The organism is Ktedonobacter sp. SOSP1-52 (genome assembly GCF_016587395.1).
The window spans coordinates 3,229,207-3,254,828 of record NZ_BNJH01000001.1; the positions used below are offsets into that span (position 1 = coordinate 3,229,207).

The 25,622-nt window shown below is 53.2% G+C and carries 25 protein-coding genes; 15 read left to right on the forward strand and 10 right to left on the reverse strand.

The window, feature by feature from the left end; translation table 11 throughout:
- Nucleotides 1-23: 23 nt before the first annotated feature.
- Nucleotides 24-704: a CGNR zinc finger domain-containing protein gene (locus JMJ16_RS15495; protein WP_201382615.1), complete on the forward strand. Its 681-nt coding sequence runs from the start codon at nucleotides 24-26 to the stop codon at nucleotides 702-704.
- A gap of 17 nt (nucleotides 705-721) precedes the next feature.
- Here JMJ16_RS15495 and JMJ16_RS15500 read toward each other — a convergent pair whose 3' ends face one another.
- The 5 genes from JMJ16_RS15500 to JMJ16_RS15520 all read right to left on the reverse strand — a co-directional run bounded on the left by JMJ16_RS15500 (nucleotide 722) and on the right by JMJ16_RS15520 (nucleotide 3,479).
- Nucleotides 722-886: a hypothetical protein gene (locus JMJ16_RS15500; RefSeq protein ID WP_201382617.1), complete on the reverse strand. Its 165-nt coding sequence runs from the start codon at nucleotides 884-886 to the stop codon at nucleotides 722-724.
- Nucleotides 887-1,176: 290 nt separating this feature from the next.
- On the reverse strand, nucleotides 1,177-1,551 hold the full coding sequence (locus JMJ16_RS15505; protein WP_201382619.1) for a hypothetical protein: 375 nt from the start codon (nucleotides 1,549-1,551) through the stop codon (nucleotides 1,177-1,179).
- A 213-nt stretch (nucleotides 1,552-1,764) separates the two neighbouring features.
- The gene (locus JMJ16_RS15510; RefSeq protein WP_201382621.1) at nucleotides 1,765-1,977 is read right to left on the reverse strand and encodes a hypothetical protein; all 213 of its coding nucleotides are present in this window, start codon (nucleotides 1,975-1,977) and stop codon (nucleotides 1,765-1,767) included.
- 3 nt (nucleotides 1,978-1,980) lie between these two features.
- On the reverse strand, nucleotides 1,981-2,322 hold the full coding sequence (locus JMJ16_RS15515) for a hypothetical protein (RefSeq protein WP_201382623.1): 342 nt from the start codon (nucleotides 2,320-2,322) through the stop codon (nucleotides 1,981-1,983).
- Between the two features lie 170 nt (nucleotides 2,323-2,492).
- Nucleotides 2,493-3,479, reverse strand: coding sequence for a hypothetical protein (locus JMJ16_RS15520; RefSeq protein WP_201382625.1), 987 nt, complete (start codon nucleotides 3,477-3,479; stop codon nucleotides 2,493-2,495).
- A gap of 299 nt (nucleotides 3,480-3,778) precedes the next feature.
- Here JMJ16_RS15520 and JMJ16_RS15525 point away from each other — a divergent pair, with 299 nt between their 5' ends.
- From JMJ16_RS15525 to JMJ16_RS15555, 7 genes are all read left to right on the forward strand, one after another.
- Nucleotides 3,779-4,537 (forward strand): hypothetical protein, encoded by a 759-nt coding sequence (locus JMJ16_RS15525; protein WP_201382627.1) that lies wholly within the window; start codon nucleotides 3,779-3,781, stop codon nucleotides 4,535-4,537.
- A gap of 51 nt (nucleotides 4,538-4,588) precedes the next feature.
- Nucleotides 4,589-5,713, forward strand: a complete 1,125-nt coding sequence (locus tag JMJ16_RS15530) for a tyrosine-type recombinase/integrase (protein WP_201382629.1) — start codon at nucleotides 4,589-4,591, stop codon at nucleotides 5,711-5,713.
- A gap of 78 nt (nucleotides 5,714-5,791) precedes the next feature.
- A complete protein-coding gene (locus tag JMJ16_RS15535; protein WP_201382631.1) occupies nucleotides 5,792-6,283 on the forward strand; it encodes a hypothetical protein in 492 nt (163 codons plus the stop codon).
- 48 nt (nucleotides 6,284-6,331) lie between these two features.
- Nucleotides 6,332-6,601 (forward strand): hypothetical protein, encoded by a 270-nt coding sequence (locus JMJ16_RS15540; RefSeq protein ID WP_201382633.1) that lies wholly within the window; start codon nucleotides 6,332-6,334, stop codon nucleotides 6,599-6,601.
- A gap of 487 nt (nucleotides 6,602-7,088) precedes the next feature.
- Nucleotides 7,089-8,903: a reverse transcriptase/maturase family protein gene (locus tag JMJ16_RS15545; RefSeq protein ID WP_201382848.1), complete on the forward strand. Its 1,815-nt coding sequence runs from the start codon at nucleotides 7,089-7,091 to the stop codon at nucleotides 8,901-8,903.
- A 236-nt stretch (nucleotides 8,904-9,139) separates the two neighbouring features.
- Nucleotides 9,140-9,745, forward strand: coding sequence for a hypothetical protein (locus tag JMJ16_RS15550; protein ID WP_201382635.1), 606 nt, complete (start codon nucleotides 9,140-9,142; stop codon nucleotides 9,743-9,745).
- Between the two features lie 115 nt (nucleotides 9,746-9,860).
- Nucleotides 9,861-10,649: a nucleotidyltransferase domain-containing protein gene (locus JMJ16_RS15555; RefSeq protein WP_201382637.1), complete on the forward strand. Its 789-nt coding sequence runs from the start codon at nucleotides 9,861-9,863 to the stop codon at nucleotides 10,647-10,649.
- A gap of 807 nt (nucleotides 10,650-11,456) precedes the next feature.
- Here the strand turns inward: JMJ16_RS15555 and JMJ16_RS15560 are convergent.
- Together JMJ16_RS15560 and JMJ16_RS54360 are read right to left on the reverse strand one after the other, a co-directional pair.
- A complete protein-coding gene (locus tag JMJ16_RS15560) occupies nucleotides 11,457-11,999 on the reverse strand; it encodes a hypothetical protein (protein ID WP_201382639.1) in 543 nt (180 codons plus the stop codon).
- 107 nt (nucleotides 12,000-12,106) lie between these two features.
- Nucleotides 12,107-12,673: a hypothetical protein gene (locus JMJ16_RS54360; RefSeq protein ID WP_236601520.1), complete on the reverse strand. Its 567-nt coding sequence runs from the start codon at nucleotides 12,671-12,673 to the stop codon at nucleotides 12,107-12,109.
- Nucleotides 12,674-12,870: 197 nt separating this feature from the next.
- Between JMJ16_RS54360 and JMJ16_RS57110 the strand changes: the two genes are divergently transcribed.
- From JMJ16_RS57110 to JMJ16_RS15585, 4 genes are all read left to right on the forward strand, one after another.
- The gene (locus tag JMJ16_RS57110; protein WP_374229009.1) at nucleotides 12,871-12,996 is read left to right on the forward strand and encodes a hypothetical protein; all 126 of its coding nucleotides are present in this window, start codon (nucleotides 12,871-12,873) and stop codon (nucleotides 12,994-12,996) included.
- A 328-nt stretch (nucleotides 12,997-13,324) separates the two neighbouring features.
- Nucleotides 13,325-14,272 (forward strand): NADP-dependent oxidoreductase, encoded by a 948-nt coding sequence (locus JMJ16_RS15575; RefSeq protein WP_201382641.1) that lies wholly within the window; start codon nucleotides 13,325-13,327, stop codon nucleotides 14,270-14,272.
- Between the two features lie 2 nt (nucleotides 14,273-14,274).
- On the forward strand, nucleotides 14,275-14,589 hold the full coding sequence (locus JMJ16_RS15580) for an SDR family oxidoreductase (protein WP_201382643.1): 315 nt from the start codon (nucleotides 14,275-14,277) through the stop codon (nucleotides 14,587-14,589).
- Nucleotides 14,590-14,902: 313 nt separating this feature from the next.
- On the forward strand, nucleotides 14,903-17,857 hold the full coding sequence (locus JMJ16_RS15585) for a PAS domain-containing sensor histidine kinase (RefSeq protein ID WP_201382645.1): 2,955 nt from the start codon (nucleotides 14,903-14,905) through the stop codon (nucleotides 17,855-17,857).
- Between the two features lie 278 nt (nucleotides 17,858-18,135).
- Here the strand turns inward: JMJ16_RS15585 and JMJ16_RS15590 are convergent, their stop codons facing one another.
- Together JMJ16_RS15590 and JMJ16_RS15595 are read right to left on the reverse strand one after the other, a co-directional pair.
- Entirely contained in the window at nucleotides 18,136-19,032 is an 897-nt protein-coding gene (locus tag JMJ16_RS15590; RefSeq protein WP_201382647.1) for a class I SAM-dependent methyltransferase, read from the reverse strand.
- A 345-nt stretch (nucleotides 19,033-19,377) separates the two neighbouring features.
- Entirely contained in the window at nucleotides 19,378-19,578 is a 201-nt protein-coding gene (locus tag JMJ16_RS15595; protein ID WP_201382649.1) for a hypothetical protein, read from the reverse strand.
- A gap of 749 nt (nucleotides 19,579-20,327) precedes the next feature.
- Between JMJ16_RS15595 and JMJ16_RS15600 the strand changes: the two genes are divergently transcribed.
- Nucleotides 20,328-20,621: an RNA-binding protein gene (locus tag JMJ16_RS15600; protein ID WP_201382651.1), complete on the forward strand. Its 294-nt coding sequence runs from the start codon at nucleotides 20,328-20,330 to the stop codon at nucleotides 20,619-20,621.
- A 1,540-nt stretch (nucleotides 20,622-22,161) separates the two neighbouring features.
- Here JMJ16_RS15600 and JMJ16_RS15605 read toward each other — a convergent pair.
- Nucleotides 22,162-23,139, reverse strand: coding sequence for an asparagine synthetase B (locus JMJ16_RS15605; protein ID WP_236601521.1), 978 nt, complete (start codon nucleotides 23,137-23,139; stop codon nucleotides 22,162-22,164).
- A gap of 78 nt (nucleotides 23,140-23,217) precedes the next feature.
- Here JMJ16_RS15605 and JMJ16_RS15610 point away from each other — a divergent pair, with 78 nt between their 5' ends.
- A complete protein-coding gene (locus JMJ16_RS15610; RefSeq protein ID WP_201382653.1) occupies nucleotides 23,218-23,934 on the forward strand; it encodes an IS6 family transposase in 717 nt (238 codons plus the stop codon).
- Between the two features lie 448 nt (nucleotides 23,935-24,382).
- On the forward strand, nucleotides 24,383-25,622 hold a 1,240-nt coding region (locus tag JMJ16_RS15615; protein WP_201382655.1), incomplete at its 3' end, for a protelomerase family protein.

The window sequence follows — 25,622 nt, forward strand, 5'->3', positions numbered from 1 at the left end:
TGGTGGCAATCGAGGAGGACACGATGGATGCACGTCAAAGTCTACGAGAGGCGATGAGACGGATGCCGCCCCTCATCGGAGAGAGGCTGTGTCTGGATTTTATCAATACGAGGGAGCCGCGCGGCGATCCACACCTCTCGGAGCAGCAACGCGCCACCCAGCGCGATTATCTCAACAGCTATACGGATTTTATCGCCTGGAGCGTTTGCGCCTCGATCATGACAGAGGAGAAAGCGTGGCAGGTGCTCAGGCGGGCGTCGGGAGCAGTGGAGACCCTCAAGCAGGTCATCGAGCTACGCGAGAGGCTCTATGAGCTGTTCTGGTGCATCGCCTCTTCTCGGACGGTAGAGGCGCAGGCATTAGAATGGCTTCATCGTTCCTACCTGGAGGTGCTTGCCCATGCCAGCCTCCGTGAGCGGGCAGGGTGTTACGTATGGCAATGGAACGTTGAAGAGGAGCATCTGACCTCGCCCACCTGGTCGATTGTCCAATCAGCGCTCGAACTACTCACAGAAGGCGACCTCACGCGCCTCAAAATCTGTCCGGGGACGCCTGGCGCCTGGATGGCGTGCGGCTGGTTGTTCTATGACGAGAGCAAGAATAGAAGTCGTCACTGGTGTAGCATGACCGATTGTGGCAGCAGGGCCAAAGCGGATCGACAAACCGAGCGCAGGCGGATAAAGCGTCGGCAACAGCAGCCATAATATTCCTCTCTTGTGCGTCAGCGTGCTCTGGATAAGTGGTGCGTATCCTGCTGGTTATTGAGCAGCAGTGGCAGCTCGAGACTCCCGAGTTCCTGCGCGTGTTCATCAGTTGGTTGGGGGAAACGGCGATCATAGTCGCGTAATTTGAAGCGGCACCAGGTTTGAGTTTTGTGATTTGTCATTCATATTGTCCAATTTTGACGGCATATCGTTCAATGGCAAGCCGGACACATTATGGTTCAAAACCGTATAGTGGTCCATCAGCCTGAGAAGCTACATCAAACAGTGGAGCTAATAGCCTGCTCTAACGATGAAGCACCCCAGACGGCAAGCCCCGCCTGCTTTTCGACACTCAGAATGCACTTTGAACGATAATCTGTCCAGTTTGAACCATATCCTGTCCGTGTGATCCCAGCTTGTGAGACCTGAATGGGCCTGTGTGCCACTGATGAACCAGAGGACAGGTTATGGTTCAAAATCTGGACCACTGGATAGGATATCCTTCAAAAGCCGAACAATTACAAGTTTTCGTGATGCCCGCAACTGGCTTCTGAGGCCGGACACTGGACAGGATATGGTTCAACGATTTGGACAATATCAGTGACAAATCACAAGTTTTCTGCCTCAGCTCCTCATTGTTTTGGGCCTCAAAGAAATTGTGAGGTTCACCCAGCTCTGGTCCCAGCCGAGAGAGATTCCCTCCTGCCAACAACCGTTCAACTTGCTCCAGCATCTGGAAGTGCTGGAGCAGGATCTGGCCAGCAAAGGCTGGGTAGCCATCCTGGCTGAGGTAGATAAAATGGATGGATGTCCCCTCGTCAAAAGCTATGCATGCCGGTGTGCTCATGTCTCAAGCTCCTTTTCCTGTTAAGCCGGATGACGTGTTGCTTCGGTGTCCAAGGGGGTGATTGCCCCTCTCAATAATATATTGCTATATCGTATAGATTTGCAAGGATGAGGAGATTTCGAGTGGGAGAGGATACCAGCCGATCCCCTGGATGTTGCTTTCCACTTGCTCCGACTTCTCGCGCTCCTTGTTGACGCGTTTCATGTGCGTTTGTCAGTTATCACGTAAACGGTAAGCAGTGATAAGGATAAAGACAGCATTGAGAATCACCCCAACCACGCAGGCAGCTATCTGCCCATCAACCACCAGGCGCACAGCTCCAGCAGTGGTAGCGATCACTTGCGTGATCAAGATCGCGCCTGCCAGCTCTGCGAGATCATAGGCTGGGCCAGTGTGGTTGGGCCGGACAAGGAACTGGATTTGCATATTTTAGGGGATGTAGCCGTGGAAGATGAAGGAGCCTGGCGCTGGGTCTGCCCAACACCGGGCTCTCTTCTCCTTTTGTCCACGCACACGCTGGCCGAGGAGCATTCGCTTAAGAACTGTTGATCCAGGACCAGGTCTGGCGCTCCTGGTGTTCTGGCGCGCTGGATTCGCAGATAGAGTGATTCCCAGTCCAGGTCCAGACACGCTGGTGACAAACCAAACAGGGGCGATTGGGTGAGGGTAGGTTGCTCCCTCGGGGAGGAAGATGTGTGCTGAAGATTGTGCCTTGCTTGGAGTGGCTGATGGTGTGGCCGATGGGAGAAAGGCCTCCTGTTCCATGATCAAGATACAATCCTTCTTCTTAGAAATTGGCGCGAGGGGATGCCATAACTGTCCAGAAGTGGTGTGCCGGAAGGTGGGTTTGCGCTGGTTTTGGAGCACAAGAAACGCGCGGGCAGGTTGAGGCTTGCTCGCGCGTTTCTTCTTGTGTATGTATGGAAAGCATTCTCTCCTGGCTAGCTGGCGGTCACGCTAAATGGGCGGGCCCACGCGAGTCCGCCATGCGTGCAGTTCGCATCCTGGCACCAGAAAACTTCTACAGTTCCTTGAAAAGTGATGTCATAGGGAGAAAAACTCTCCGAGAAATATCCATACCCATAGGCATTTTCATTGATATACTTGGACATGGCTGTATCTTTCATTTCGCCATTGACATACCAGCGGGTTTGGACATAGCCAGTGTTGCCTTGTGCCCATTTGTAGGACAGATAGACCGTCTGGCCGCTCTGGAACTTCGATTGCAGCGTGACCGGTCGTTGCTGACTATCAATCTCATTTGCCAGTTGCGCGGTAGGAATCACCTGCTGCGCGGCCTCGGAGAAGGTCGCCCCCGAAGGTGATTCGCTTTCGGTATAGGGTGGATATGGGGTAGGAGTGAGTTGCACTGCGTATGCTGTTGCGGTGGCATCGTCTGCTGTTGCGGTGGCATCGTCTGCTGTCGCCGTGGCGTCCTGATTCATAGTTGCCGTTTTGTTGTTCTGGACAGCAATAGAGATTCCGCTAAAGCCACATGTGAGAACGAGCAGCACGGCGAGTATGATAATTGCCGCGATGGCGCCTCCCGATTGTTTCCGCGGCTGCGCCACGACTGGTGCCATGATTGGCTGTCCATATGGAACCTGCGGAGGCGGAGCGTACGGCGGCTGGCCGTATGCGTTTGATGATGGGGGTGGTGTGCCTGCATTTCCATAGGGATTATAGGCGGCACCTCTATTATACGGGTTGCTCGCGGGTGTGGGCGGTGGTGGCGTTAACGAGGCATTCGGAGCAGAAGCCTGTACGGTCGGTGGGAGCGCGTTGTACTGCGGCGACGAGCCTGCGGCAAGCACCGTCGGGGGGACGCTCTTTGTGGTGCGTGCCGCACCACAGCGCACACAGTGGGATTGATCCGGAGGATTAGCGGCCTGGCAATGAGGGCAGATGTTCGTGGATTCTTGTGACACTTTTGATCCCCTCTAAATTGAAAAGCATAAATACGAATACTGCATCGAACAATCAAACGAGCAGATAAGAGTATATCCCTTGCGGGCATCCGCGAAAAATGAACTACTTCATAATTTGAAAAGTGGTCAGTCATCGACTACTGTCAAAACTGGCTCTTCACTATGAGACGAGAAGAGAGGTCAGTGAGCCTCGAAAGAGGAGCCACGTATGAAAAAAGTCCCAAAATGTTACATGCTTTCTTGGTGCCTATGGACAGGCATAGACAGGCATAAGAGAGGAGGCCTTCTCTTAAAAACTGTTGACCCAGGACCAGGTCTCACGCTCCTATCGCCGCTTCGTCAAGCAGTATCCAGATCTACTTGAGTGGTTCCAAGCACCCCTCCCGGAACGGATTGGTCGTCTGCTGGGAGAGGATGCTGAGCAGATCCGTTTTCCTGTCTCCTACTACGCAAGACCGTACTTGATGTTCTTAGGTGTATATGGATACGCGCTTTTTGATTGGGACTGGCTTCTGACCGTGCCTCAGTTAGACATTGGTCCGTTGCTGGCCTACGAGAATCTCGATTTGGGGGTGGGCAAGCTCGTAGAGAGTACCGTTCGGCTCGGATACACGTGGGAGCCTCAACAAATCGAAAGATCTTTCAACTGGTCAGTCTGGCGCATGTTCATGCATAGCCGCGTTCACCATGTCGATGAGATCACCGATGATCATGTGGCGGAACTCTTCCAGACCATTCACTCCCTTGAACAACGAGTGGATGTCACCCTGTTTTTTGGCTCGATCATGCAAAATCAAAAGATCGTCGTCCAGCGACGGCGTTCCCTCTATCGGCTGCACATGGTGCTTTACCATCGCGGACAAGTCGCCACCTATCCCAACATGGCCAGGAAGGTAGAAGCACGCCCAGTGCTCAATCCGATATTGGAGCAGGTTGTCACGCGCTATCTCGCAGAGCGTCGTCAAACAGCCCGGCCCGGGACAGTGAAGAATTTCGAGGTGACGCTTCGCAAGCTCGTGACCTGGCTCTCAGAAGTCCACCCAGAAATTCATGTCTAGGCCCAGGTCACGCGTGACCACATGTTGGAATTTGCGGAGGTGCTGGGTGACATGCACAATCTCAAAACGGAACAGCCGCTCTCGCTAATCTACAAGCAGAAAGTGCTCGGCAGGCTGGTGGTCTTCTTCCAGGACCTTGCTTCCTCTGGATGGGAACAAGTGCCAGAGAGACCGTTGCTCGGACATGGGGATCTGCCTCAACTCCCGATTCGCGTTCCTCGATATATCCCAGAACCAGAACTAGAACGCCTCATGTCAGCCATTCGGTCCCTTGAGTGCCCCTTTCAGCGCGCAGCTCTTCTGATCGCGCGTTGGAGTGGAGCCAGGCGCAACGAAATTCGTGACCTTTCCCTCGACTGTTTGGATACCTATCCCGACGGGACTCCCAGATTGCGCATCCCTATTGGCAAAATAAACAAAGAACGTTTAGTTCCGCTCAATGAGGAGGCTGCTGCGGCTATCAAGGTGCTCCAGCAGCTTCATCGAGGAAGGCGGGGACTCCCCGATGAAAGAATTGGGATTGTCACTCCCTATCTGTTCATGCATCGCGGCGGTCGGTTTTCTGCCAGGTATCTCCTTGATGATGCCCTTGAGAAAGCCTGCGAGCAGGCAGGACTAGTGGCAGCAGACGGGAAACCCACGGTGTGGCCACACCGCTTTCGGCACACACTAGCAACCCAGCTCGCCAGGCGTGGGGCGAGATTTCAAACTATTCAAAAAATACTTGGCCACGAGGGCCCAGAGATGTCGATCGTCTACATCGGTCTTACTGATGAGGAGGTAAGGCAGGATTACCAGGCGGTACTCGGTGCTGGAGCAGTTCTTGCCGGGCCAGGCGCGCACCGAGTCCGCTCTGGTGAATTAATGGAGTCAGAGATTCGTTGGCTGCAGGAAAATTTCTTCAAGACTGAGCTTGAGTTAGGGCGTTGCCTTCGCCTTCCCCAAGAAGGGCCGTGTGAATGCGACCTCTATTTGACCTGCGCCAAATTCGTGACTTCTCCTGAGTATGCCCCTCGTCTGCGCCGTCGCTGTCGAATTGAGCAGGAATTGGCAGAAGATGCTCGCACACACGGGTGGCAGCGAGAAGTGGAGCGTCATCAATGCGCGATTCAGCGTTTGGAGCAGATCCTTGTCGAGTTAGGAGAGGCAGTTGACGGACCAGAGGCGAGTGATTAGAATGGGCAAGAAGGCCGAAAGCGTGGACAGGCCGTTGCTTCGGCCTCCCACGCGCGTGTTTCAAAAGGAGATCCGTTTATGTCTGAGCCAAAAATGAAACCCTCTCTCTCATACAGCCTCAACTTGTTTGCAGACTATCACCAGTTTTATCTACAAGATGAGCAGGCCGAAACGGATACTCCTGATGAGTGGGGAGAACAATTAACGACGCGCATGATTGCCGTCGATCCAGGAATTGTTGGCATTGGCACGGCGCGCAACATGACCGTTCCTGTCCGCGTTGATCTGCTCGCGACTCGACCAGATGATGATTTCGACGTGTGGGATCATGTCGCGGAAGCGAGCCTGGAAGTCCCTTCCGGTCAGATTATGATTGCAGGATGTATGGATTACTTTCCTGATGCCAAACGTCTTCCCGTGTCGCCAGGATGTTATCGTGTCCGTGTCTATTATGGTGGATTGAACACGCTGAGTGAAGATGGGTTGGATGGAGAGGACCACTACCAAGTAGTTCTCTGGCCTGAAAAGTACCGATCTGTCGAGATCTTGAAAAAACAGCCATCCCTTTGATCATTATGTAACAGGCGAGTGTCCACATAACTAGAGAACTTTTCGCGGATGCTGCTCGCCTCTCTCATTTCGGAAAAGCAGGACACCGCAGCCTATCTGCGGGTGCTCGCCATCGCCTTACGCAACTATGGTGCTCCAGAAGCCATTGTCACCGATAGAGGGGGCATTTTCTATTCACTACGTGCAATGGCTATCTATGAAGCTCTGGACATCCGCAAAGACAGAATTGACCCAAGGCAATCCTGGCAAAATTACGTGCGCCGCGTCGGTGGCTATTGGAATTCCTGCGCAATGCAGGAGAGGTCGAGAGCGAAATGACCTCTAGGATAATGACTTACTTGGAAGGGAAACCTGAAGAGGAAAACAGCATGTCATTAAAGTGGAGAAAGGTTGAAGGTATGTAAATCTTGGCTCTGCAAATCCTGTGTGTATGGTGAGTGAATAACGAACCTAAGTTCTTGGTGGTGATATGCCACACCCGTCATAGCATACCTGAAATGACGACACTGGAATACGCATGTGATGTAATTAGTGCGAAACCGCTCTCTCCAGTGAACCGCAAGCAATGAGCTTGGTGTGAATAACACAGAACATGGCACCTAACCACACTCAACGTTCCATAGACGCAAACGTGGGACGGCCTACAGGCGGCGACGCCCAGGGCTGCGGACCCCCCATAGTAGTCAGAGACGGTAACGCCGTTCACAAGGCGAAGGGGCAACCTACGAAAGTAGGCCAGAGCGCTCCCTTGATAAAAGAGCGCAGGGGAGGTATCGTGCAGTTTCACCAAACAGAGGTATGCGTAATGCAGGACGCCAACGTTTACCTGGAACTGGTTCGTGAGCGAGGCAAAAAGGGGTTGCCTCTTGAGCGGGTCTACAGACAACTCTTCAACAGAAATCTTTATCTCAAAGCCTATGGCAAAATCTATCGCAATGCGGGCGTTCTCACCAAAGGCGTCAATGAGGACACCATTGATGGAATGTCGCTGGAGAAAATTGATGCGATCATTGAAGCGCTGCGACATGAACGCTACCGATGGAAACCAGCGCGCCGAACCTACATCCCCAAAAAGGATGGAAAACAACGCCCACTGGGTTTGCCGGTGTGGTCGGATAAACTGCTTGGAGAAGTGGTCAGAATGATCCTCTCCGCTTACTTCGAGCCGACATTTAGCGACCACTCACACGGTTTCCGAGAAGAACGTGGATGCCATACAGCACTGAGAGAGATTTACTACGGATGGAGTGGAACCACCTGGTTCATAGAGGGCGACATTTCAGGTTGCTTTAATAACCTCGACCATGAATTGCTCATCTCAGCGCTGAGTGAACATATCCATGATGGACGGTTCATCAACCTCATCCGACAACTGCTCAAAGCTGGCTACCTGGAGGAGTGGAAATTTCACCGGACACTCAGTGGTGTTCCGCAGGGTTCCGTTGTCAGCCCGGTGCTTTCCAATATCCTACTGGACAAGCTGGACAAGTTTGTAGAAACAGTCCTCATCCCAGAATATACCAGAGGAGAGAAAAGAAAACGGAACAAGACGTACCAACACCTGATGGGACAAACTGAGAAGCATTACCGGAAAGGAGAAAAAGGTCAAGCCGCCATGTACCGCAAACAGGCGCAAAAGCTCCCATCAGTGGATACGCACGATCCCGATTTTCGCCGCCTGAGATACTGTCGCTACGCCGACGATTGGCTCATCGGCTTTATCGGTCCCAAATCAAAAGCGGAAGAAATCAAGCATCAACTCGAAATCTTCCTGCGCGACGAGCTCCACTTGGAACTCTCCAAAGCAAAGACGCTCATCACGCACGCAAGAAGCCAAGCAGCACGCTTCCTGGGGTACGATATTACCACCATCCAGAAAAATGCCAAGCGCATAAAGAACGTCGCACGTGGAACCAAAGGCAGAAGTGTCAATGGACGGATTGGATTACGCGTACCGCCAGAGGTGCTCAAGGAGAAATGTGACCGATACAAAAAGAACCAAAAGGTCATGCATCGACCTGAATTGGAAAACGATAGCGACTTTACGATCATGGGCCTCTATCAACTAGAGTACCGAGGAATTGTCGAATATTACCGCCTGGCCTACAATCTGCACACCCTCGACCTGTTGAGATGGGTCATGGAAGTGTCGCTCACAAAGACGTTAGCACACAAACACAAAACATCAGTGCAGAAAATGTGCGATAAGTACAAGGCCGAATGGGAAGAAAACGGCACGACCCATCGAGGACTTCGCGTGGTCATTCCACGTGAAGGAAAGAAACCCCTGATAGCGACCTGGGGCGGCATCTCACTGCAATGGGATGTCAAAGCAATCCTAAATGATCAACCGCCACACCAAACGATGGGGCGCTCTGAATTGGAGAAGAGGCTTCTGGCCCAGGTATGCGAACAATGCGGCGCAACGAGCCAGACCATCCCCATCGAAGTACACCACATTCGGGCACTCAAGGACCTGGAGAAATATCCAGGCCGTGAGAAACCCAGATGGGTGCAAATCATGGCGGCCAGACGCCGCAAGACGTTGATCCTATGCCGAACGTGTCACCAGGACGTCCAATATGGACGCCCAATGAGACGACAGCAACCAAGCTCATGAAGGGAATACACCAACGATACTGGAAAGCCGGATGCTAGGAAACCAGCACGTCCGGTTTGGGGGAGGGGAGTCGAAAAAGTACCACAGTAATGAGGCAACTCGTCGGCTTCCTATCCTACATTGAGTCTCATTTATACGTTATTTGGAATTTGAGCGAGAGGGAAAATTGCCAAATAATGTGTATTATGTGGACTTGGGACGACCAAGGGAAGCGCCAATTCCACATAATCGGGATAATGAGGAGAATCGCGGATTATTATTTAAACAAAGCAACAAGTTGGGATGAGATCCGATCAGCACATCGCAAATTCGTGCGCGACTACAATATGCAGAGCCACTTTGCACATCGAGAGCGCCGCGATAACCACCATAGCCCTCGGGATGTGCTCCGAGGGGTTCTCGCACGTACTGTTCCTGAGCCGATCTTAGCTCGTATTTTCTTCTCGACACAATTTACCCGCTATCTTGATCGGTCAGGATATATCCGCTTTCGCAACTGGCGCTTTTATGCTGAGTTGGGTCTAGCAAGAAAACCCGTGACTGTTCAGATCTACACTTCTACCTTGAAAGTAGAATATCAGGATCAGGAGCTAGCCTTTTACACCGTAGAGTGGCACGAGGACAACAAACATATTCAAGAAGTCAAGAATCCCCGTCTCATTGAGACTGGTTACCGCTCGCCACAACTCACCCTCTGGACGCTTGGCCCTGATGAGTGGCTGCTCTTCCTGAAGGCTCCTGCGTATTCTGCACGAGAAAAGCAGAAGAAGCAGCCGTTTATTCAACTCCCTCTTCCAGAACTCGGCATGGACCCACCACATGTTGGGATGCTCCAGGGATGACAGAGATACTTTCCGTTTGCATGGAAAAGCCCGCGAGAACTCTCCAGGGGAGGGCGCATGACGGCAGCTAGATACCAAGGACGTGGCGTACACAAAAAGAAGAAGGAGTCTACTCATGTCGCAACACTTTTCTGCATTTCCAGAGCGTTTCCTTGCTGCTTTGCAGGTTGTTGAACGCCTGCAATTCCATGACAGATATCTTGGGGCATTCATTTTCGGCTCGCTTGCGCGTTGGGAAGCTACAGAACGGAGTGATTGTGATGTCCAAGTGATTGTCAATGAAGATAATCCTTGCACCAACATCAATCATCCCGTTATCGAGGGAGTCAAACTGGACCTGACGTTCCTTTCGCTCTCGCAATTGAAGAAGAGAACGCAACAGGAGATGGAAAAGCGTGAACGACTTCCCATCATTGCAGAGGCGTTCATTGTGTTTGATAAAACGAACCAACTCGTCTCTCTTCAGGAGCAAGCAAAACAGGCCCAGCCCTTGAAAACGCGCTCTGAAGAACTGCAATTTCTCCAATTTATGTTCTTTCATGGCAATGACAAAGTGGAGAGGAATCTGGAAACCGATCCGGTCACGGCTCTGCTGGTGATGCATGTTGGTCTCAACGAGTTTCTCCACTATCATTATCAAATCCAGGGACGGTGGTGGGTCAGCAGCAAAAGGCTCCTTGCTGACTTGCGTTGTTGGGATCTTCCTTTAGCGCAGCTCGTAGAGCAGTTCGTGACGACATGTGAGGTTCGACCCAAATTTGCTTATTGGTCAGCCATCATCGACCATATCTTAAAGCCGCTCGGAGGCCGCCAGCCAATTGCAGAAAACAATTGTGACTGTTCGGTGTGTCAGCACGACTTGTCCATGTTATTTTCCCTAGATCAGGAAACGCGCCTCACTTGAGTTGTGTGAGTGAGGCTGGATATGTCGCGAGCCAGGAGCCGAAGTGTCTCCTTGTAGGGAGAGGGGCTCTGTGTTCATTGGCTTACCTCAATTGAACGTGTTGCAAGCTTCTTGGAGTGATTTACCAAGGAGAAAAAACAGTAAGAAGCAGGAAGGGAAAGGAAATGGATTCCTGCTAAGTTATGACTTAGCAGCCATGATACCATTACTCAAGAATAGGCGTCAAGTGCTGAAATGGCTTGTAGAGCGGTTTTATACCCCATAACGGTATTGATGTCAATACTATTATGTCGTATAATAGCGTTGTCGCGAGCCAAGATCAGGTAAACGATGGCTTTTTTGTACAGCAAGGGAGAAATGGATTGCTGTATGAAAGGAAAAGAACCAGGGAGATTTCCCTGGTTCTTTGTTTTCGTGTGCATGATGGGGCAAACTTGGTGTTTTCTTGTTGATAGTGTTGCTCTGGTGAGGAAGAGTAGGAGCGGAGGTGGGTCTGCCCCAGGGAGGTGTATATGGTGTGGTGTGAGGAAAGTGTGCGATATCGTATAGATTTTAGCGCTGTTGAGAGAGAGAAAGTGCCAGATGATGATGCGGATGGTCGAAGGTGACCGTTGTGGAGGGTGTGTCTCTGTGTGTAAAAGCCTGCGATATCGTATGTATGTTCTGAGTTCAAACAGAAATTGATGGTATTTTTCCTCGAATTTTGCCTCTTTCGCGGGGATACAGTATAGGGACGTTTTTCAATCCACACAAAGGAGCATACTATGGCTGATCTTTCCAACCTTGCTCGCCCAGCTGGGACTCCCTTTATGGGGTGGGATCAAGAAAGGCTTTTTTTAGGGCTGTAGCCAAATCCTCTAGATCACTCATCGGAACAACAACACACTCTTCTCCTGCAGCCAAAGAAAGGTCAACTTCCTCCAGATTTTTTGTATCGATATCCTTGGAAGACAGGTACTCTAATTCGCTTTCATCCAAGGAAAAAAAGGCTTCGTCAAAGTCTGCGATTCTGAGATTGACGACATTCCCTTTGAGGAGCTGAAAACTCCATAAATCCGATGTATACCCGTCGAAAGAAGATGTCATAAAGTTCAGAAAAATGTCTTGTGCTGCTTTGGTGAGCTCCCCTGCTACTTCGAAGCTGTCTTTCATTCCCGCATAGGGGGAGATCGTTATCAATGGTAAATCCAAAAACTCTTTTTTCCCTCTATTTAATCCCTCTGCCGTCGTATCATCTTTCTCACCTTGAAAGATAATCGTAAAGTTATCAGACTTTTCCATAAAATAACGAAAGCAGCTTTCCCAGCCTTTGAAGCTTGATATGTTAGAGATTACGAGCTCTTTTTTCATCTATCTTCCTATCAAATTGGATACTCGTTTCTTCTATGTAACGAGCCTACCATACTAGGAGAAACATATCAAGGTCTTTTGGCTCATCAGCCAGGGCTTTCCATTTCTCACAAAGAGGTAAAAAAAGAAGAGTTTTCCTTGTAGAATAGAAAAACCAAATCACTCTCAAGGAAAACGCTGCATGGACTATAGCACATTGCGTCTGACAACACGAGTTGAACATGACCCAGCCAAGGTTCCCATGAACTCGCTGTACCAGACCTTACAAGCCCTTCCAGATAAGAGGCGCAAACAAGGCCCGGCGCTACGTAAGCTGCCATGAAATAGTCCGTAAGCAAATGACAAAAACGAACCTGTTCATTGCGCGGTGAGGTGGGGATCACATAACGGATCTCCACCTCATCCATCGTGACGACCATGCGGTCGACGAGCAATTCTACCAACTGCCTTTTCTGCTCAAAGGTGGCCTGAGAGAGGCCACAACGAATACGCTGACAAAATTCGTTGATTGAGCAAGTGATGCTGGCTAATTCCATGTGCTGCTGGACACTCGCTTCAATCTGGTTCGCTTGCGCCTCCACCGCTGCCAACCGCTGTTCCACGTCCTGCCGCCGCCGTTTGTATTCTCCGAGAGGAAATGCATCGGCAAGGTAGGCCTCAGTCAGCCGTTCCAATTGTCCGCACAGCGTGTTACGCGCTTTGCGGACCTGGGTTCGGCGAGCTTGAAGCTCTTGCGGAAGCCACGTACCTGCTTGGGCTCGCTGTAGTGCCTGTTCAATGACTACTGGGTGTAGTAGTACCTCACAGAGGTCTTGCCCGTCAGTGTCTCGAGGCAGGGCTGATTGATGAGATCCTCGTACATGTAGCGCCCATCTTGCTCGGTGCTGGTGTCCACTTCTTTGCCCGAAAGGCGGGCGAACAGGTTGCCTTAGAGACGATAGCCGTCTCACAAGCAGAGCAACTGACCACCCTTCGTTTCCGCGTGAGAAAGGCATGAACAGACGCAACCGATGGGGGATAAACGCACCTCTCTAGCCAAGGGCACGCTCGCCAGAGAGAGACCAGTTCCAAAACCTGGCATAGCAAAATGGCTCCGTACTTTCCATAGAAAATGGCCCTTGTAGGAAGACCACTATCCTTCTATAATTTTGCCAGGTAAAGCACTTCGGAGCCCCATGCAGGTACGTATCCATTCAGAAGCTCCCCTTTAGCTCAAGACTTCTCGGCGTCTGCGGCATTTCGTTGGGTCATGTGTCGGTCTTGCTGGAGAGATCAGCCTGGAAATGCGCTGGAAGAATGAGGAAGAACAAGGAGACATGGAAGAGATGAAAGCTATTCGCCTCTATGGTCAGCGTGGACCCGATCAATGTGTGTTCGAAGATGCACCGAAACCTCAGCCAGGAGTAGGAGAAGTCCTGATTCGTGTCCATGCGACAAGTGTGATGTGGCAGGAACCGACCTGGTCAGAAACCTGGAAAACACCGGCTGGTATCGAACGTCAACATCCCATACCAGGTCATGATGTTTCTGGTGAGGTCGTTGAAGTAGGATCCGACGTCACCGGTGTGGCTGTAGGAGAGGCTATCTATGCGCTCACCGAATTTTGGCGGGATGGCGCGGCTGCGGAGTACACGATCGCACGCGCGACTGATGTGGCGCCCAAGCCTCGAACCCTTGAGCACATACAGGCAGCCGGAGTTCCTCTGGTTGGACTGACAGCCTGGCAAGCGCTTTTTGAGCACGCAGGGCTGACCAGTGGGCAATCTCTCCTCATTCATGGGGCCGCTGGTGGTGTGGGAAGCATGGCGGTTCAAATGGCAAAGTGGGCTGGTGCCACGGTGATCGCGACAGCCTCCGCACACAATCATGCATTCCTACGCACGTTGGGAGCCGATGAGATTATTGATTATACCACCACGCGTTTCGAGGAGGTGGTGCGTGATGTTGATCTGGTGCTTGATACTATAGGCGGTGAGACAGAAGCTCGCTCCTGGCGGGTTCTAAGGAAGGGCGGACTGCTCCTGAGTGTGTTTAGCCCCCCATCCCAGGAGCAGGCTGCTGCCTTTGACGTGCGTGAGCTCTTTTTTGTCGTCAAGCCCAATCGAGAACAGCTCATAGACATCGGGGACCTGATAGATACAGGCCAGCTCCGACCAATCATCAAGCGGGTCTTCCCGCTCTCAGAGGCATCCCAGGCGTTTGAGCAGGCCCTCCAAGGGCACACGCGCGGAAAAATCATTTTGCGCGTAGAGGACGAGGAAAGGAGGAGATGACTATGATGCTTGTGACAGGCCCAACGAGTGCTGTGGGGAATGCCGTCCTGAAAGAACTCTTGGTACGGAAGATCCCAGTGCGTGCCTTCGTGCGTCAACCATCTGTTGCTGTAAAGCTGGAGGCGCAGGGCGTAGAAACATTTGTAGGAGATATGACAGAGCGAGAAAGCGTCCAGAAAGCGCTTCAGGGAATCGAGCGCGTCTCTCTTATTTCCCCCGTCACTGCGCATCTCTTGGCGACCGAGCAGCTATGGGCTGAGGAAGCCAGAAAAGCTGGTGTACACTACCTCGTCAAACAGGAATACGTGCCACTGTGATGGCCGACATCATCGATCACCACGGTGTAGTGCTTTTCGTCAGCCCAGTCGATGCCTGCGTACCACATGGGCAGGTTCCTCCTCGAGCAACAAACGTTCCTGTCGCCTTTCGGACCCGACAGTTCCTATGAGCAAGCATACCCTTGCTCAAGCCCTCTCGTAAGCCCTCTCGACAGAAGGGCTTGAAAGTCGTTTCACGCAGAAGGGGGTTCCGCGTCTTCTCACATTTCTCAATGCTGTTTCGAGATATCAGAGCAGGTATGCATCTTCGCCACCAGGGATGGGGACACGTGAAAGGGAGATTGACCACACCATGTCAAATACCAAGCCGACCAAGCGTCTCACGCCTGCGTCGAGTGAGACGCTCCTCACGCTTCTTGAGACGCTTCCTGGGGCCTTGTTTGTCGTCGATGATGCCGCAACGATTGTGTATGCCAATGCCAGCGCGCAGACCCTGCTCGGCGCCACACGAGAGGAAGTATGTGGCAAGCCATTGTGGCGCTGCGCTCCACAGCTGGTGAGCACCGCACTCTACCAGGCCGTCCAGAAGACCACCCAGACCCGAGTGCCAAGCGAAGTGGAGTATCTTTCTCCCGTGACCCAGACCTGGCTGCACGTGCAACTCGCTCCGACGGTTGGGGGGCTTCTGCTGCAGTTTCACCAGGGGAGAGCAGCAAGAACAGCAGCCCAACGAGAGGCGCCGGTTCCCCAAGGCGAGCGTCTCTCCATCGATGACCTGAATGGCTTGCATACCAGGATCGGGGTCTTGACCCCCGAGGGGATTGTGTTGGAGATCAATGAGGTCCCGTTAGACGATGCGCACATCCGACGTGAGGAGGTGATTGGCAAACCGCTCGCCGAAGCCCGGTGGTGGTCCTGTTCTCCTCCCAGTCAAGCGCAGCTCCGCGCCGCCATCGCGCGAGCCAGCAGGGGAGAAACCGTGCGTTTCGAGACGGTGGTTCACCCCAGGGAAGGGATGGACCTTCACCTTGAGGCAACGATCATTCCCCGCAGGGACGTGGACCACCACGTCGAGTATCTCGTCTATGTCGGGACCGTCATCACTGAGCGCAAGCGCGCCGAAGCGGAAATCCATGCCCTCATCGATGCCATCCCCCAGCTGGTCTGGATCATGCGACCCGACGGCTATCAGGACTCGTTTAATCAACGAGCGCGCGACTATACCGGCCTGAGTAACGAAGAGGCCCAGGGGGAGGGATGGATGCAGTGTCTGCATCCTGAAGACCGGCAACGTGTCCGCTCAGCGTGGCAGCACGCCGTCCAGACCGGCGGGGGGTATGAAACAGAAATGCGCCTGCGCCAGGGCACGACCGGAGAATATCGCTGGTTCTTAAGCCGCGCCCTGCCGGTGCGCGATGAAGCAGGCCAGATCCTGAAATGGTTTGGGACTGCTACCGACATTGACGAGCAGAAACAGGCTGAACAGAGAATCAAAGCCAGTGAGCAGAACTGGCGAGTGCTGGCTGAAACACTGCCGCAACTGGTGTGGACAACGCAGCCCGATGGCCGTGTTGACTACTGTAATCAGCGCTACTGTGACCTGACGCAGGCCGATTTCGAGCAGATACGGGACTATGGATGGCGTCAATTCCTGCATCCCGAAGATGCCGAGCACACGCTTGCGCTTCGGCAGCAATCCCTTGCCACCGGTGAACTCTTTGAGAACGAATGTCGTATCAGAGATGGGCGAACTGGAGCGTATCGCTGGTTTTTAGCCCGCGCGCTGCCGATGCGCGATGCAACCGGTCAGATCCTCAAATGGTTTGGCACCTGCACCGACATTGAGGAGCAGAAACGGGCGGAGCAGCAGCTCAAAGAAAGCCGGGAAAGCTTGCGTGTGCTGACCGAAACGGTGCCGCAACTGGTGTGGGTGAGACGACCCGACGGCCTGCTTGAGTATGTGAACCAGCGCTACCGTGACTACACCGGGTTGATGCTTGAGCAGATACAAAGCGACCCATGGGCGTATCTCCAGTTCTTCCATCCTGATGATAGTGAAAGCCACCGAGCGCACTTGCAGCATGCCCTGGACACGGGAGCCATGTATGAGCACGAACAGCGTCTCAGAAATGGCCAGAGCGGGGAGTATCGCTGGTTCTTAGCCCGCGCCATGCCGGTGCGTGATGACGCAGGCCAGATCATCAAATGGTTTGGCACCTGTACCGATATTGAGGAGCAGAAACGAACGGAGGAAGCTTTACGCCAGAGCCAGGAGCGCGCAAACATCCTGATGAACTCCAGCATTATCGGGATCAATATCATCGAAGGGGAGCAGATTGTGGACGCCAACGACACCTATCTGCGCATGACCGGCTATACCCGCGAAGACCTGCGTGCCGGGCGCATGAACTGGATGCACATGACGCCCCCAGACTACCTGGCTCGTACCTTAGAGGCCCATCAGGAACTTGCCACGCAGCAGTCTATGACGCCTTATGAGAAAGAGTACGTGTGTCAAGGTGGCAGCCGTCTTCCTGTGCTTGTGGGGGCAGTCGTCTTACAGCATCACCCGTTCCAAGCAATCGCCTTTGTGCTGGATAATTCGGCCCGCAAGGAACTGGAACAACGCAAAGATGATTTTATCAGCATGGCCAGCCATGAACTCAGGAATCCGCTTGCCGCCTTAAAGATGCAGACCCAACTGGTGCGAAAACGATTGGAAAAGCACTCCCAGCACGAGGCTGCCACAGCGCTTACCAGGGTGGAGGGACCTGTCAAGCAGCTTGAACGCCTGGTTGAAGAGTTACTGGATGTCTCCAAGATCCAGGCAGGTCGGTTGGAGTACGTCCGGGAGACGGTTGATCTTGACGCGTTGCTTCACGAGGTGGCCGAGACCATGCAGCAGCTACATACGACGCATACCATGGTGGTGCGAGGTGCCGCCCCCCGCTCACTGGTCGGGGACAAAGACCGGCTCGGACAGATCTTCACCAACCTGCTCAGCAATGCCATCAAGTATTCTCCCGGCGCGGAGACGGTCGAGATGGACCTGAGTACCTCCGAAGAGACGGTCACGGTCCGTGTCCGTGATCATGGCCTGGGTATCCCACGAGAGCAGCGCGACAAGATTTTTGAGCGCTTCTATCGGGCCACTGGTCCCAGGCAGAAAGCGATCCCCGGCCTGGGCATGGGACTCTACATTGTGCAGGAGATCGTCAAACGCCATGGGGGAACCATTACCGTGGACAGTGAGGTCGGAAAAGGATCGACCTTTACGGTGACCCTTCCCAGGAAGAGGGATGCATGAGCGATACGAACAGGGAGCATCCGCCCCAGGACGACATTGGTCTTGAGATGGTACGTCGCGACTGGACGACCTACCATGACCAGATCCGGTGGATCTTGGAGAACATGCTGATCTGATGGTCCATCGGCTTCGCGGCGGTGTTCGTGCGGGAGGAGTGTGCTGCAGCCAGGAGGGAACAGATCGGTTTACTGGCCCTCGTGTCCAGGAAGGAACAGCGCGAAGAGCCACATAGTCGACTCTTCGCGCGTTTTCTTGTTTTTCGCGACTGGAAGCCGTGTTTAGTGGGGGCGCTGGCCGTAGGCGGCGTAGAAGACGGAGGCTGGGTGTAGTTCCTCCCATTCTTGATGCTGGAGGAGGATGTTTTTCTCGTATGCTTCGGGTGAGATGCCTAGCTGTGAGGTGATGAGTGGCTTCATAGCCTGATAGGCTGAATTGATGTTGGCGGCCATCATGGAGCCTACGCGCCCACCCCATTGGCCCATGGGAACAGTGACGCTGCGCGTGACAACGTTTTGTAGGCCCGCATTCTTGAGATACGTACCAAGGTGAGGCACCTGAGAGGAATCGATGCCACGGCGTTTGCTCACCTCGATGATCCACTGGCCCATGCGTTGGGTGGCCGGACCCGCGTTGCGTGCCTGGATCTCGGACTCCACAAGTTCAATCCAGCCGCCGGGACGCGCCACACGCACCAGTTCAAGGAGTTCACTTGGCCATGCGTGCGCTGGAATGGCCAGGAAAAGTAGGCGCTGATGCACAAAATCAAAGCTGCGATCGCGGAAAGGAAGCCCTTTTAAGACATCGGCCTCGACGAAGCGATAGTTTGGTTGCTTAAAACTCTTCTCCGTTGTCTGTTCTACCAGGTCACAGCCTATTACAAAGGCTTGAGGAAAGGCCTGAGCGAGCTCATCGGCCCAGCGTCCTGTGCCAGCGCCGACATCGAGGATATCTTTTGGTTGCGTAATGGGTGAGAGATAATTGCTCTGAAAGGCTTGGCGCAAGAGAAAATGTTGAAAGTCGAGGCGACTAATCTCCTGCGTATCTTTAGGCAAGACATAGGGGGCGTCCGTTAAGACCTGGCGCTCTCCCAGTGCCTCAAGGGGTGATGAGGAAAAAATAGTATCTTCCTTTTGCTGCTGGCTTTGTTTGCCAAATATCCTGCTTAAGAAGTTCATTGGACACTCTTTTCTCTAGAAAATGGATGGGTAAAAGTGTTCTCTCCTTAGGGACTTCTCGCCACTACGTAGCTCGCGGGGTCAAGTGTGGTGGAAATAGACCATAGGCCTATTCCCACCACACGACCCGGACCCAGACGAGGGTGATGTGCAAGACCTTTCCCCACCACACTTGACCTGGACGGAATAAGGTGATGTGCAAGGCCTTTCCCTTATTGCACAAATGGGACAGTATAGGATGATGTGCTTGTATAATGTGCCTGCTTTATTTTGGGGGCATAAAAGCAATTTTGTCAATAGAGGCGTAGCCGCGTACCAGGGCTGTTGCAACGTCGACAACCCCACTCAAGCAGCGCTAGTGGACACCGCTTGGTAGAACTGATAGCTAAAGGTCCGTTGCGCATGAGCCAGATTGGTTTCACCTTGACGAGCCATCAAGCCAAGAGCGGTATTGTTGAGTAACGCGAGCTCAAGAGGAGCCATGGCCCATCCGCAGTTGAGAATGATCTTCTTGCAAGGTCCGGTCTCGTCGAGAGTGCAAACCATTCTCCAATGCTCCAATGTTCTCGAGCCAACTCCAGAAGACGTTTGGGGGGCATCGGAGGTGGGCAATCTCTTGCTCGATCTGCCCCTTGGCATTGATGTGTTGGCGCCAGGGGAGGAAGTGCCCATCATTGTGTGTCTTCAAGATGCTCTAGCGACGGCTGCTGCTGGAGCATTTGTTTTCCTTTTCCCTCTCTCGTTTTGACGGTCGACAGCTTGGATGGTGGGAGCGTACGCCTATGCTGCTAGTGCGGGTGCCTGGCCGAGACTCCGCTGCCCCATAGTTGCTGGAGAACGTGCGTTTGGAACCTGGCGAGGCAACCCTGGCGAGGGAGATCGTCCCTGTCCCATTGTCGGGCGCTCCAGAGCCACAGGTGCAGCGAATGCCAATCCACTGCCAGGCTAGAGGGTCCTTTCGACAGACCAGGCAGAAGTGATTGGTGGTGGGTAGAGTGCATTCTCAGGAAGAGAGATACTCTCGTGCGGAACGGGCGCAAGGTCAGAGAAAGGAAGGCGCTGTTTGTGTCCTTGTTTTCCCTTTAGAGAGGAGGCGAGAGTGGAGGAGGGTAATTCCCGCTGCTCCTAGCACTACTGAGCCAGGCCAGATTTGCCAGAGAAAGGCACCAATTCCAAAGAAACAACAACGCTCCTGTGGTAATATAGACATATGACTTCACACGCTCATGGCATTGCTCCAGTGAGAAACGGTTTCTACGAGCGTGCCATAGAATGTGAATCCAGGAGCAGCTCCTATGAGACTGTACGTTGGGGGACTTCCCTACCAAACGAATGAACAAGATCTGATCAACCTCTTTAAAGCCATTGGAACGGTCGCTTCTGCGACAGTGGTCACGGATCGAGAGACAGGGAGAAGCAAGGGCTTCGGGTTTGTCGATATGAGCAATACTGAAGAGGGACAGCGTGCCATCGAACAACTGAATGGCACCCTCTTAGGCGAGAGAACCATTACCGTGAACGAAGCGCGCGAGCGTCAGAGTGGTGGAGGCTCTCAGAGGCGTTCATATGATCGCCGTGAGCGCTACTAACGCCAGAAACAGAGCAGGCAGAGAGGAATCATCCCACTTCTTGAAGGGATGAGATTGCAGAAAGAAACCTCCTGAGAGAAACTGAAAAGAAGAACGTCAGCCTTCTCACCAGGAGGTTTTCCTCTGTGGCCAGAGTATTGCCTTTCTCCTACAGAAGAGCAAACAGGGCAGCCGTTTTCTGCGAAAGTATCCCGGCACCTCTAGTTCATGGCTCACGCGGGGTCAGAAGGCTTGGGTGTCTGACCTCGATACACAGCCAGGTGGAGGCATATCGCTGGCTGCCAACATCTGTTGCGGTTGGAACTTCTCCTTGCGGGCACGTTGTGTTGAGTCGGGTGTGAGAGAAGGCTATAGCTACAATCATTCGAGATGGTTTTGGTGAGTCCCTGATATGCTGCTTGTCGCGCGAGGACGTTGCCCTGTTTCGCGTTGAGGGGCTGGGAGGTCCTGTCTCTGCTGGCGCGCCGGAGGAGTTTGCCCACGTAGCACGCCTCACTGTATGTGCATGAAGGTGATCGCTAGCGCGAGGAGGGAGAGAGAGCATCTCTTGGAGCCCACATTCACATGTAGAATACATGTGATATCGCATAGATTTATGCGTGATCTATCTGAGGGTGGAAGCGCGAGGTCTCCTTTTTGCAGAAGAGGTGATGAGGGACGACATAGGTGTGTGTGGAGGAACGCCTGTGATATGGCACAGAATTGCATATAGTCATAGTGAGAGAGAGAGGGGGAGTGGGTCAGGGGTGGAGGTGTGCTGGCGCGATCGTGAGACGTGCGCGATAGGCGTCGGTGGAAGGTGTGTGCTGGAGGTGTGTGATGGGTGCTGGTGTGATAGACGAGTGTATGGGAGTGCAATATACCGTCAGTTTGTGGGGCCTGGATGCTTTCTTTGAGATTGTGCACGAAGCGAGCAAGGGAAGAACCATCCCGAGTGAGCAATTTCTCCTGTCTGTTTTCTAGAGAGTGTAGCTACGGGAGCGCGTCTCTGAGATGGGCAAGTATGATCTTGTTAGAAGAGGGAGAGAACGCTTCCTAAGCGGGATTGAGCGGGAGCGGAGAAGATACGACTTATGGCAAAGTGGTATCTTCTCCGTTTGTGTGTTTCGGTGGAGAGGGATGTGGTGAGGGAGAGGGATGCCCTCATCGGCGTAAATGCGCAAGGCTTTTATACTGAAATGGGTGATCTGGGCAAAACGCCCGATGGGAATAAGGTTAGTCATCGCTCCTCCTCCAAGTCTCCTTCATTGTTATAGTCTGCCCTTAGGGAAGAGGCAACTGGGTAAGGGCCTGGCAGTCTCCGCAGACGTTCTGCATCGCTCATATACGCTGGGATAGACAATGGCATTGAGGTAAATGCCGCGCTGCTGGACTGGGGAGTGAAGAAAGGCCTCGTGTGAGATGCCTGGCAAGCGGAGAATGGCGACGCATTCGGCGCTCGTCTCGAATCCTTCCTCACCAATCCAGCTGTGGAGCCGGTTAAAGCAAAATGGGAAACAGAGGTTGCAATCCGACTAGAACAAACTTGACAATGCACTGCCTAGAGGACCAGCGTGATCTGGTATGTGTTGAGCCATTCGTTGATCTGGATGAGGCGTTCAGGCAGGGATACGAGTCTTATCCCTGGTACCCCGGCGTCCGTACTTTCCACCAACGCCCGCACGACCTGTGCGTCAAGAAGGGGGCGAATTGGCGCGTTCGGATCGTGCAGAATATTCAGGGCCCATTCGCGAGTTGCTTTCTCATAGAGAGGATTTTGCGCATTTGGATAGGCGCTCTTTTTGCGCTTGATCACATCTTCAGGCAACACAGCTGCAAAGGCACGACGCAAGATACCCTTTTCGATGTCATCGGCCATTTTCATCTCCCAGGGAATATTCCAAACATATTCAACCAGTCGATAATCGCAGAAAGGGACACGTGCTTCAAAGCCTGTCGCCATACTCATACGATCCTTGCGCTCCAGCAAAAAAGGTAGAAAGCGGGTCTGATTCAGATAAAACATTTCGCGTCTGCGGGCGGCCAGTGGGTCTTCTCCCTCCAGCCTGGGAACCTCGTCTATGGCCGCGCGATATTGTTGATCGATATGCTCAGCCGGCTGCACTTTCTGCACAAGGTCAGCCGACAACCACGCCAGAGGATTCTTTTCAGGCCCCAGGAGGGCAGGCATCCAGGGGAAGGATTGTGTACTGAGAGCGACTTCGCTGCGAAACCAGGGATAGCCCCCGAAGACCTCATCGGCCGCTTCGCCAGAAAGCGCTACAGTCGCATCTTGCTTCATCGCTTGAAACAGCAAAAAGAGAGAACTCGTCATCTGGCCTGCTGTTGGAAAATCATGGGCGCGCAGGGGCACCAGCAGGCTCTCCACCAGCGCTGAATTCTCGACTGTAATGGTATGATGATGCGTCCCGACATACTCGGACACTCTTTTCACCCAGGGCGCGTCTAGTGAGGGATGCAAGGGCGTGCTCTGGAAATGGTGCGCGCTATTCACAAAATCAATCGAATACGTGTGCAACTCTCTGCCCTCGTGCTGCAATTCTTTAGGGTATTGTCAACTTGGTAACGTAGCTGAGCAATGTGCTAAAATAGCTTCATGCCAACAAACACTCCAACGCCCAATTATAAAGGGTTTCGTTTCCCTTCTGAGATTATCAGTCACGCTGTGTGGCTGTATTTCCGCTTCTCGCTCGGTTTTCGCGATGTCGAAGAGCTTCTGGCCCAGCGGGGGATTGTCGTGACCTATGAAACGGTTCGGCAGTGGTGCCTGAAGTTTGGGCAGACCTACGCCAATGAATTGCGGCGGCGGCATCCGCGTTGTGGTGACAAGTGGCACTTGGATGAAGTCTTCCTCACGATCCGTGGCGAGAGATACTATCTGTGGCGAGCGGTCGATCAGGACGGCAACGTGCTTGATATCCTGGTCCAGAGCCGGCGCAACAAGCATGCTGCCAAGCGATTTTTCCGCAAGCTCCTCAAGGGATTGCAATATGTGCCACGAGTGATCATCACGGATAAACTGAAGAGCTATGCTGCGGCCAAACGCGAGATCCTGCCTGGTGTGGAGCATCGACAACACAAAGGATTGAATAATCGGGCCGAAAATTCGCACCAACCCACACGTTTGCGTGAAAAGAAGATGCGACGGTTCAAATCAGCCAAACAGGCGCAACGCTTTCTCTCTACTTTTGGCCCTATCTCTGGTCATTTCCAACCACGAAGACACCGCTTGCATGCTGGGGAATACCGTGCCATTTTACAGGATCGCTTTCTGGTATGGAACGAGGTAACCAGGGGAAAGCAAGCGGCATAATTCCTATTCGCCCCAGTCGCGTCTTGCTCTCCAGCTTTTTTTCCTCCTTCTAACTCAACAATTATACTTCGCTCCGACGAATAAGTTGACAATATCGTTGCAGGTGCTGTTTCACAATACAGGAACGAGCTATGCGCCAATGCGGTAGAGAAACGAGGACAATCGGCACCCACACCAGCAGGGTATTGCACCTCACGGTCATCGTGGAGTGTGGTGCCTTCGAAACGCACGTTTCCAGTTTCCTCTGTATCCCCATGCCTCAAGGCAGGGGTCTTACGCTCGGTCTCATACTTCTTCTCGCCGTACCATCTCCATGCCTCTTTTTCTGCGTCCAGTTCTTGCGCAAGAAGAGCACGTTCCTTCGTTCCTACTTGACAGTAACGAAGGAACATTTTATACTGAGGAAAGAAGAAGAAGATGCCTTCATGGCGAAGAAGGAGAGAGGCAGATGGCGGCGATCTTGGGATGGGTCCAGCGGCGCTGGAACGAGGTCTTGGAACCAGTCGTGAGTCGTGCGACGGTGGAGCAGGAGGTGCAGTTGCGTGAGGTGTGGGAGCGCGAACTGGACTGGTGGAAGACGCAGCGAGGGTTAGCTGGTGACTCGCTGCGCAAACCGATCACGCAGGTGCGGCATTTGATTCGCCTGTTGCCGGTGACGGAGGACAATAGTTGGGAGAACCCCCGGACGAATGAACGAGAGCATATTGGGCTGCGAGTGTTTAACCTGTCGGAGGGGGAATGGGTGCAGATGAATGCGCGCACCCAGGGGGTGACGCAGGAACGGTTGAAGCAGCAGGTCTTGCTCAAAGACCCTGACGCTCTGGTGGAGCGAGCCCTCTCCCTGTTGTTTTCGCCAGAGTGGGCGGACCTGGTCGTTGGGATCGCGGTGTGTACTGGTCGTCGCCTGGCCGAGATCCTGAAAACCGGTGAATTCCGTGTGAAGGAACCCTACACGGTGTGGTTTGAGGGGCAGGTGAAGGGGCGCGGGCGCGAGCCGGAACGCTATGAAATCCCCACGCTGGTGCGAGCCTTTCTCGTGGTCGAGGCGGTTCAGCGGCTGCGTGGCCTGGTGGACTGTTCGGGCCTGGAGATTGAGCAGGTCAGTCAGAAGTATGGCAAGGCGGTCAACGAGGCGGTGGAACGCCGCTATGGTGATCTGGAGGAACTGGTGCGTGCCACGCGCGAGAAAGTGAGTGTGCACAATTTTCGGGGAATGTATGCCCGTATCGCCTGCTTCTGGTATGCGCCCCCGCCGGTGGCTGATATCACCTATATGGCACAGATTCAGGGCCATCGCTTTGTGCTGGAGCCGCAAGTGGAAGATGGGATGCCAGAGGAAGAGGTCGAGAAGATCCGGCTTCACTATGCCAGTCATGCCAATTACGCTGATTATAAGATTGCTGACAAAGATGGCAACATTGACGGACGGCAGGGCGTGCGTTTAGGGCAGCCTGGCGTCACGGTCCTCGATGAGTTCCGTAAGGAGTATGAAGCGTGGGTTGAGAAACACCATCCAGAGCAGCTTCACCCCACGGTTGTGCTGAAGAAAGGCCGAAAGAAAGCGGCCAAGGAGAACAAAACGGGGTATTCCACCTTCAAGCCGACCATCCAGACGCGAGCCTGGGGTGATGATCTACGGGAAGAGATCGCTCGTCATGTCCAGCGTGAGGTCAAGGATGATGAACTCT

Coding starts and splice junctions, on each gene's coding strand:
- JMJ16_RS15530 (WP_201382629.1), top strand. CDS start 4,589: ATGCACAATCTCAAAACGGAACAGCCGCTCTCGCTAATCTACAAGCAG.
- JMJ16_RS15500 (WP_201382617.1), bottom strand. CDS start 886: ATGACAAATCACAAAACTCAAACCTGGTGCCGCTTCAAATTACGCGAC.
- JMJ16_RS15510 (WP_201382621.1), bottom strand. CDS start 1,977: ATGCAAATCCAGTTCCTTGTCCGGCCCAACCACACTGGCCCAGCCTAT.
- JMJ16_RS15580 (WP_201382643.1), top strand. CDS start 14,275: ATGATGCTTGTGACAGGCCCAACGAGTGCTGTGGGGAATGCCGTCCTG.
- JMJ16_RS15575 (WP_201382641.1), top strand. CDS start 13,325: ATGAAAGCTATTCGCCTCTATGGTCAGCGTGGACCCGATCAATGTGTG.
- JMJ16_RS15595 (WP_201382649.1), bottom strand. CDS start 19,578: ATGGTTTGCACTCTCGACGAGACCGGACCTTGCAAGAAGATCATTCTC.
- JMJ16_RS15495 (WP_201382615.1), top strand. CDS start 24: ATGGATGCACGTCAAAGTCTACGAGAGGCGATGAGACGGATGCCGCCC.
- JMJ16_RS15585 (WP_201382645.1), top strand. CDS start 14,903: ATGTCAAATACCAAGCCGACCAAGCGTCTCACGCCTGCGTCGAGTGAG.
- JMJ16_RS15540 (WP_201382633.1), top strand. CDS start 6,332: ATGCTGCTCGCCTCTCTCATTTCGGAAAAGCAGGACACCGCAGCCTAT.
- JMJ16_RS15610 (WP_201382653.1), top strand. CDS start 23,218: ATGCCAACAAACACTCCAACGCCCAATTATAAAGGGTTTCGTTTCCCT.
- JMJ16_RS15550 (WP_201382635.1), top strand. CDS start 9,140: ATGAGGAGAATCGCGGATTATTATTTAAACAAAGCAACAAGTTGGGAT.
- JMJ16_RS15505 (WP_201382619.1), bottom strand. CDS start 1,551: ATGAGCACACCGGCATGCATAGCTTTTGACGAGGGGACATCCATCCAT.
- JMJ16_RS15590 (WP_201382647.1), bottom strand. CDS start 19,032: ATGAACTTCTTAAGCAGGATATTTGGCAAACAAAGCCAGCAGCAAAAG.
- JMJ16_RS15535 (WP_201382631.1), top strand. CDS start 5,792: ATGTCTGAGCCAAAAATGAAACCCTCTCTCTCATACAGCCTCAACTTG.
- JMJ16_RS15600 (WP_201382651.1), top strand. CDS start 20,328: ATGAGACTGTACGTTGGGGGACTTCCCTACCAAACGAATGAACAAGAT.
- JMJ16_RS15555 (WP_201382637.1), top strand. CDS start 9,861: ATGTCGCAACACTTTTCTGCATTTCCAGAGCGTTTCCTTGCTGCTTTG.
- JMJ16_RS15545 (WP_201382848.1), top strand. CDS start 7,089: ATGCAGGACGCCAACGTTTACCTGGAACTGGTTCGTGAGCGAGGCAAA.
- JMJ16_RS15560 (WP_201382639.1), bottom strand. CDS start 11,999: ATGAAAAAAGAGCTCGTAATCTCTAACATATCAAGCTTCAAAGGCTGG.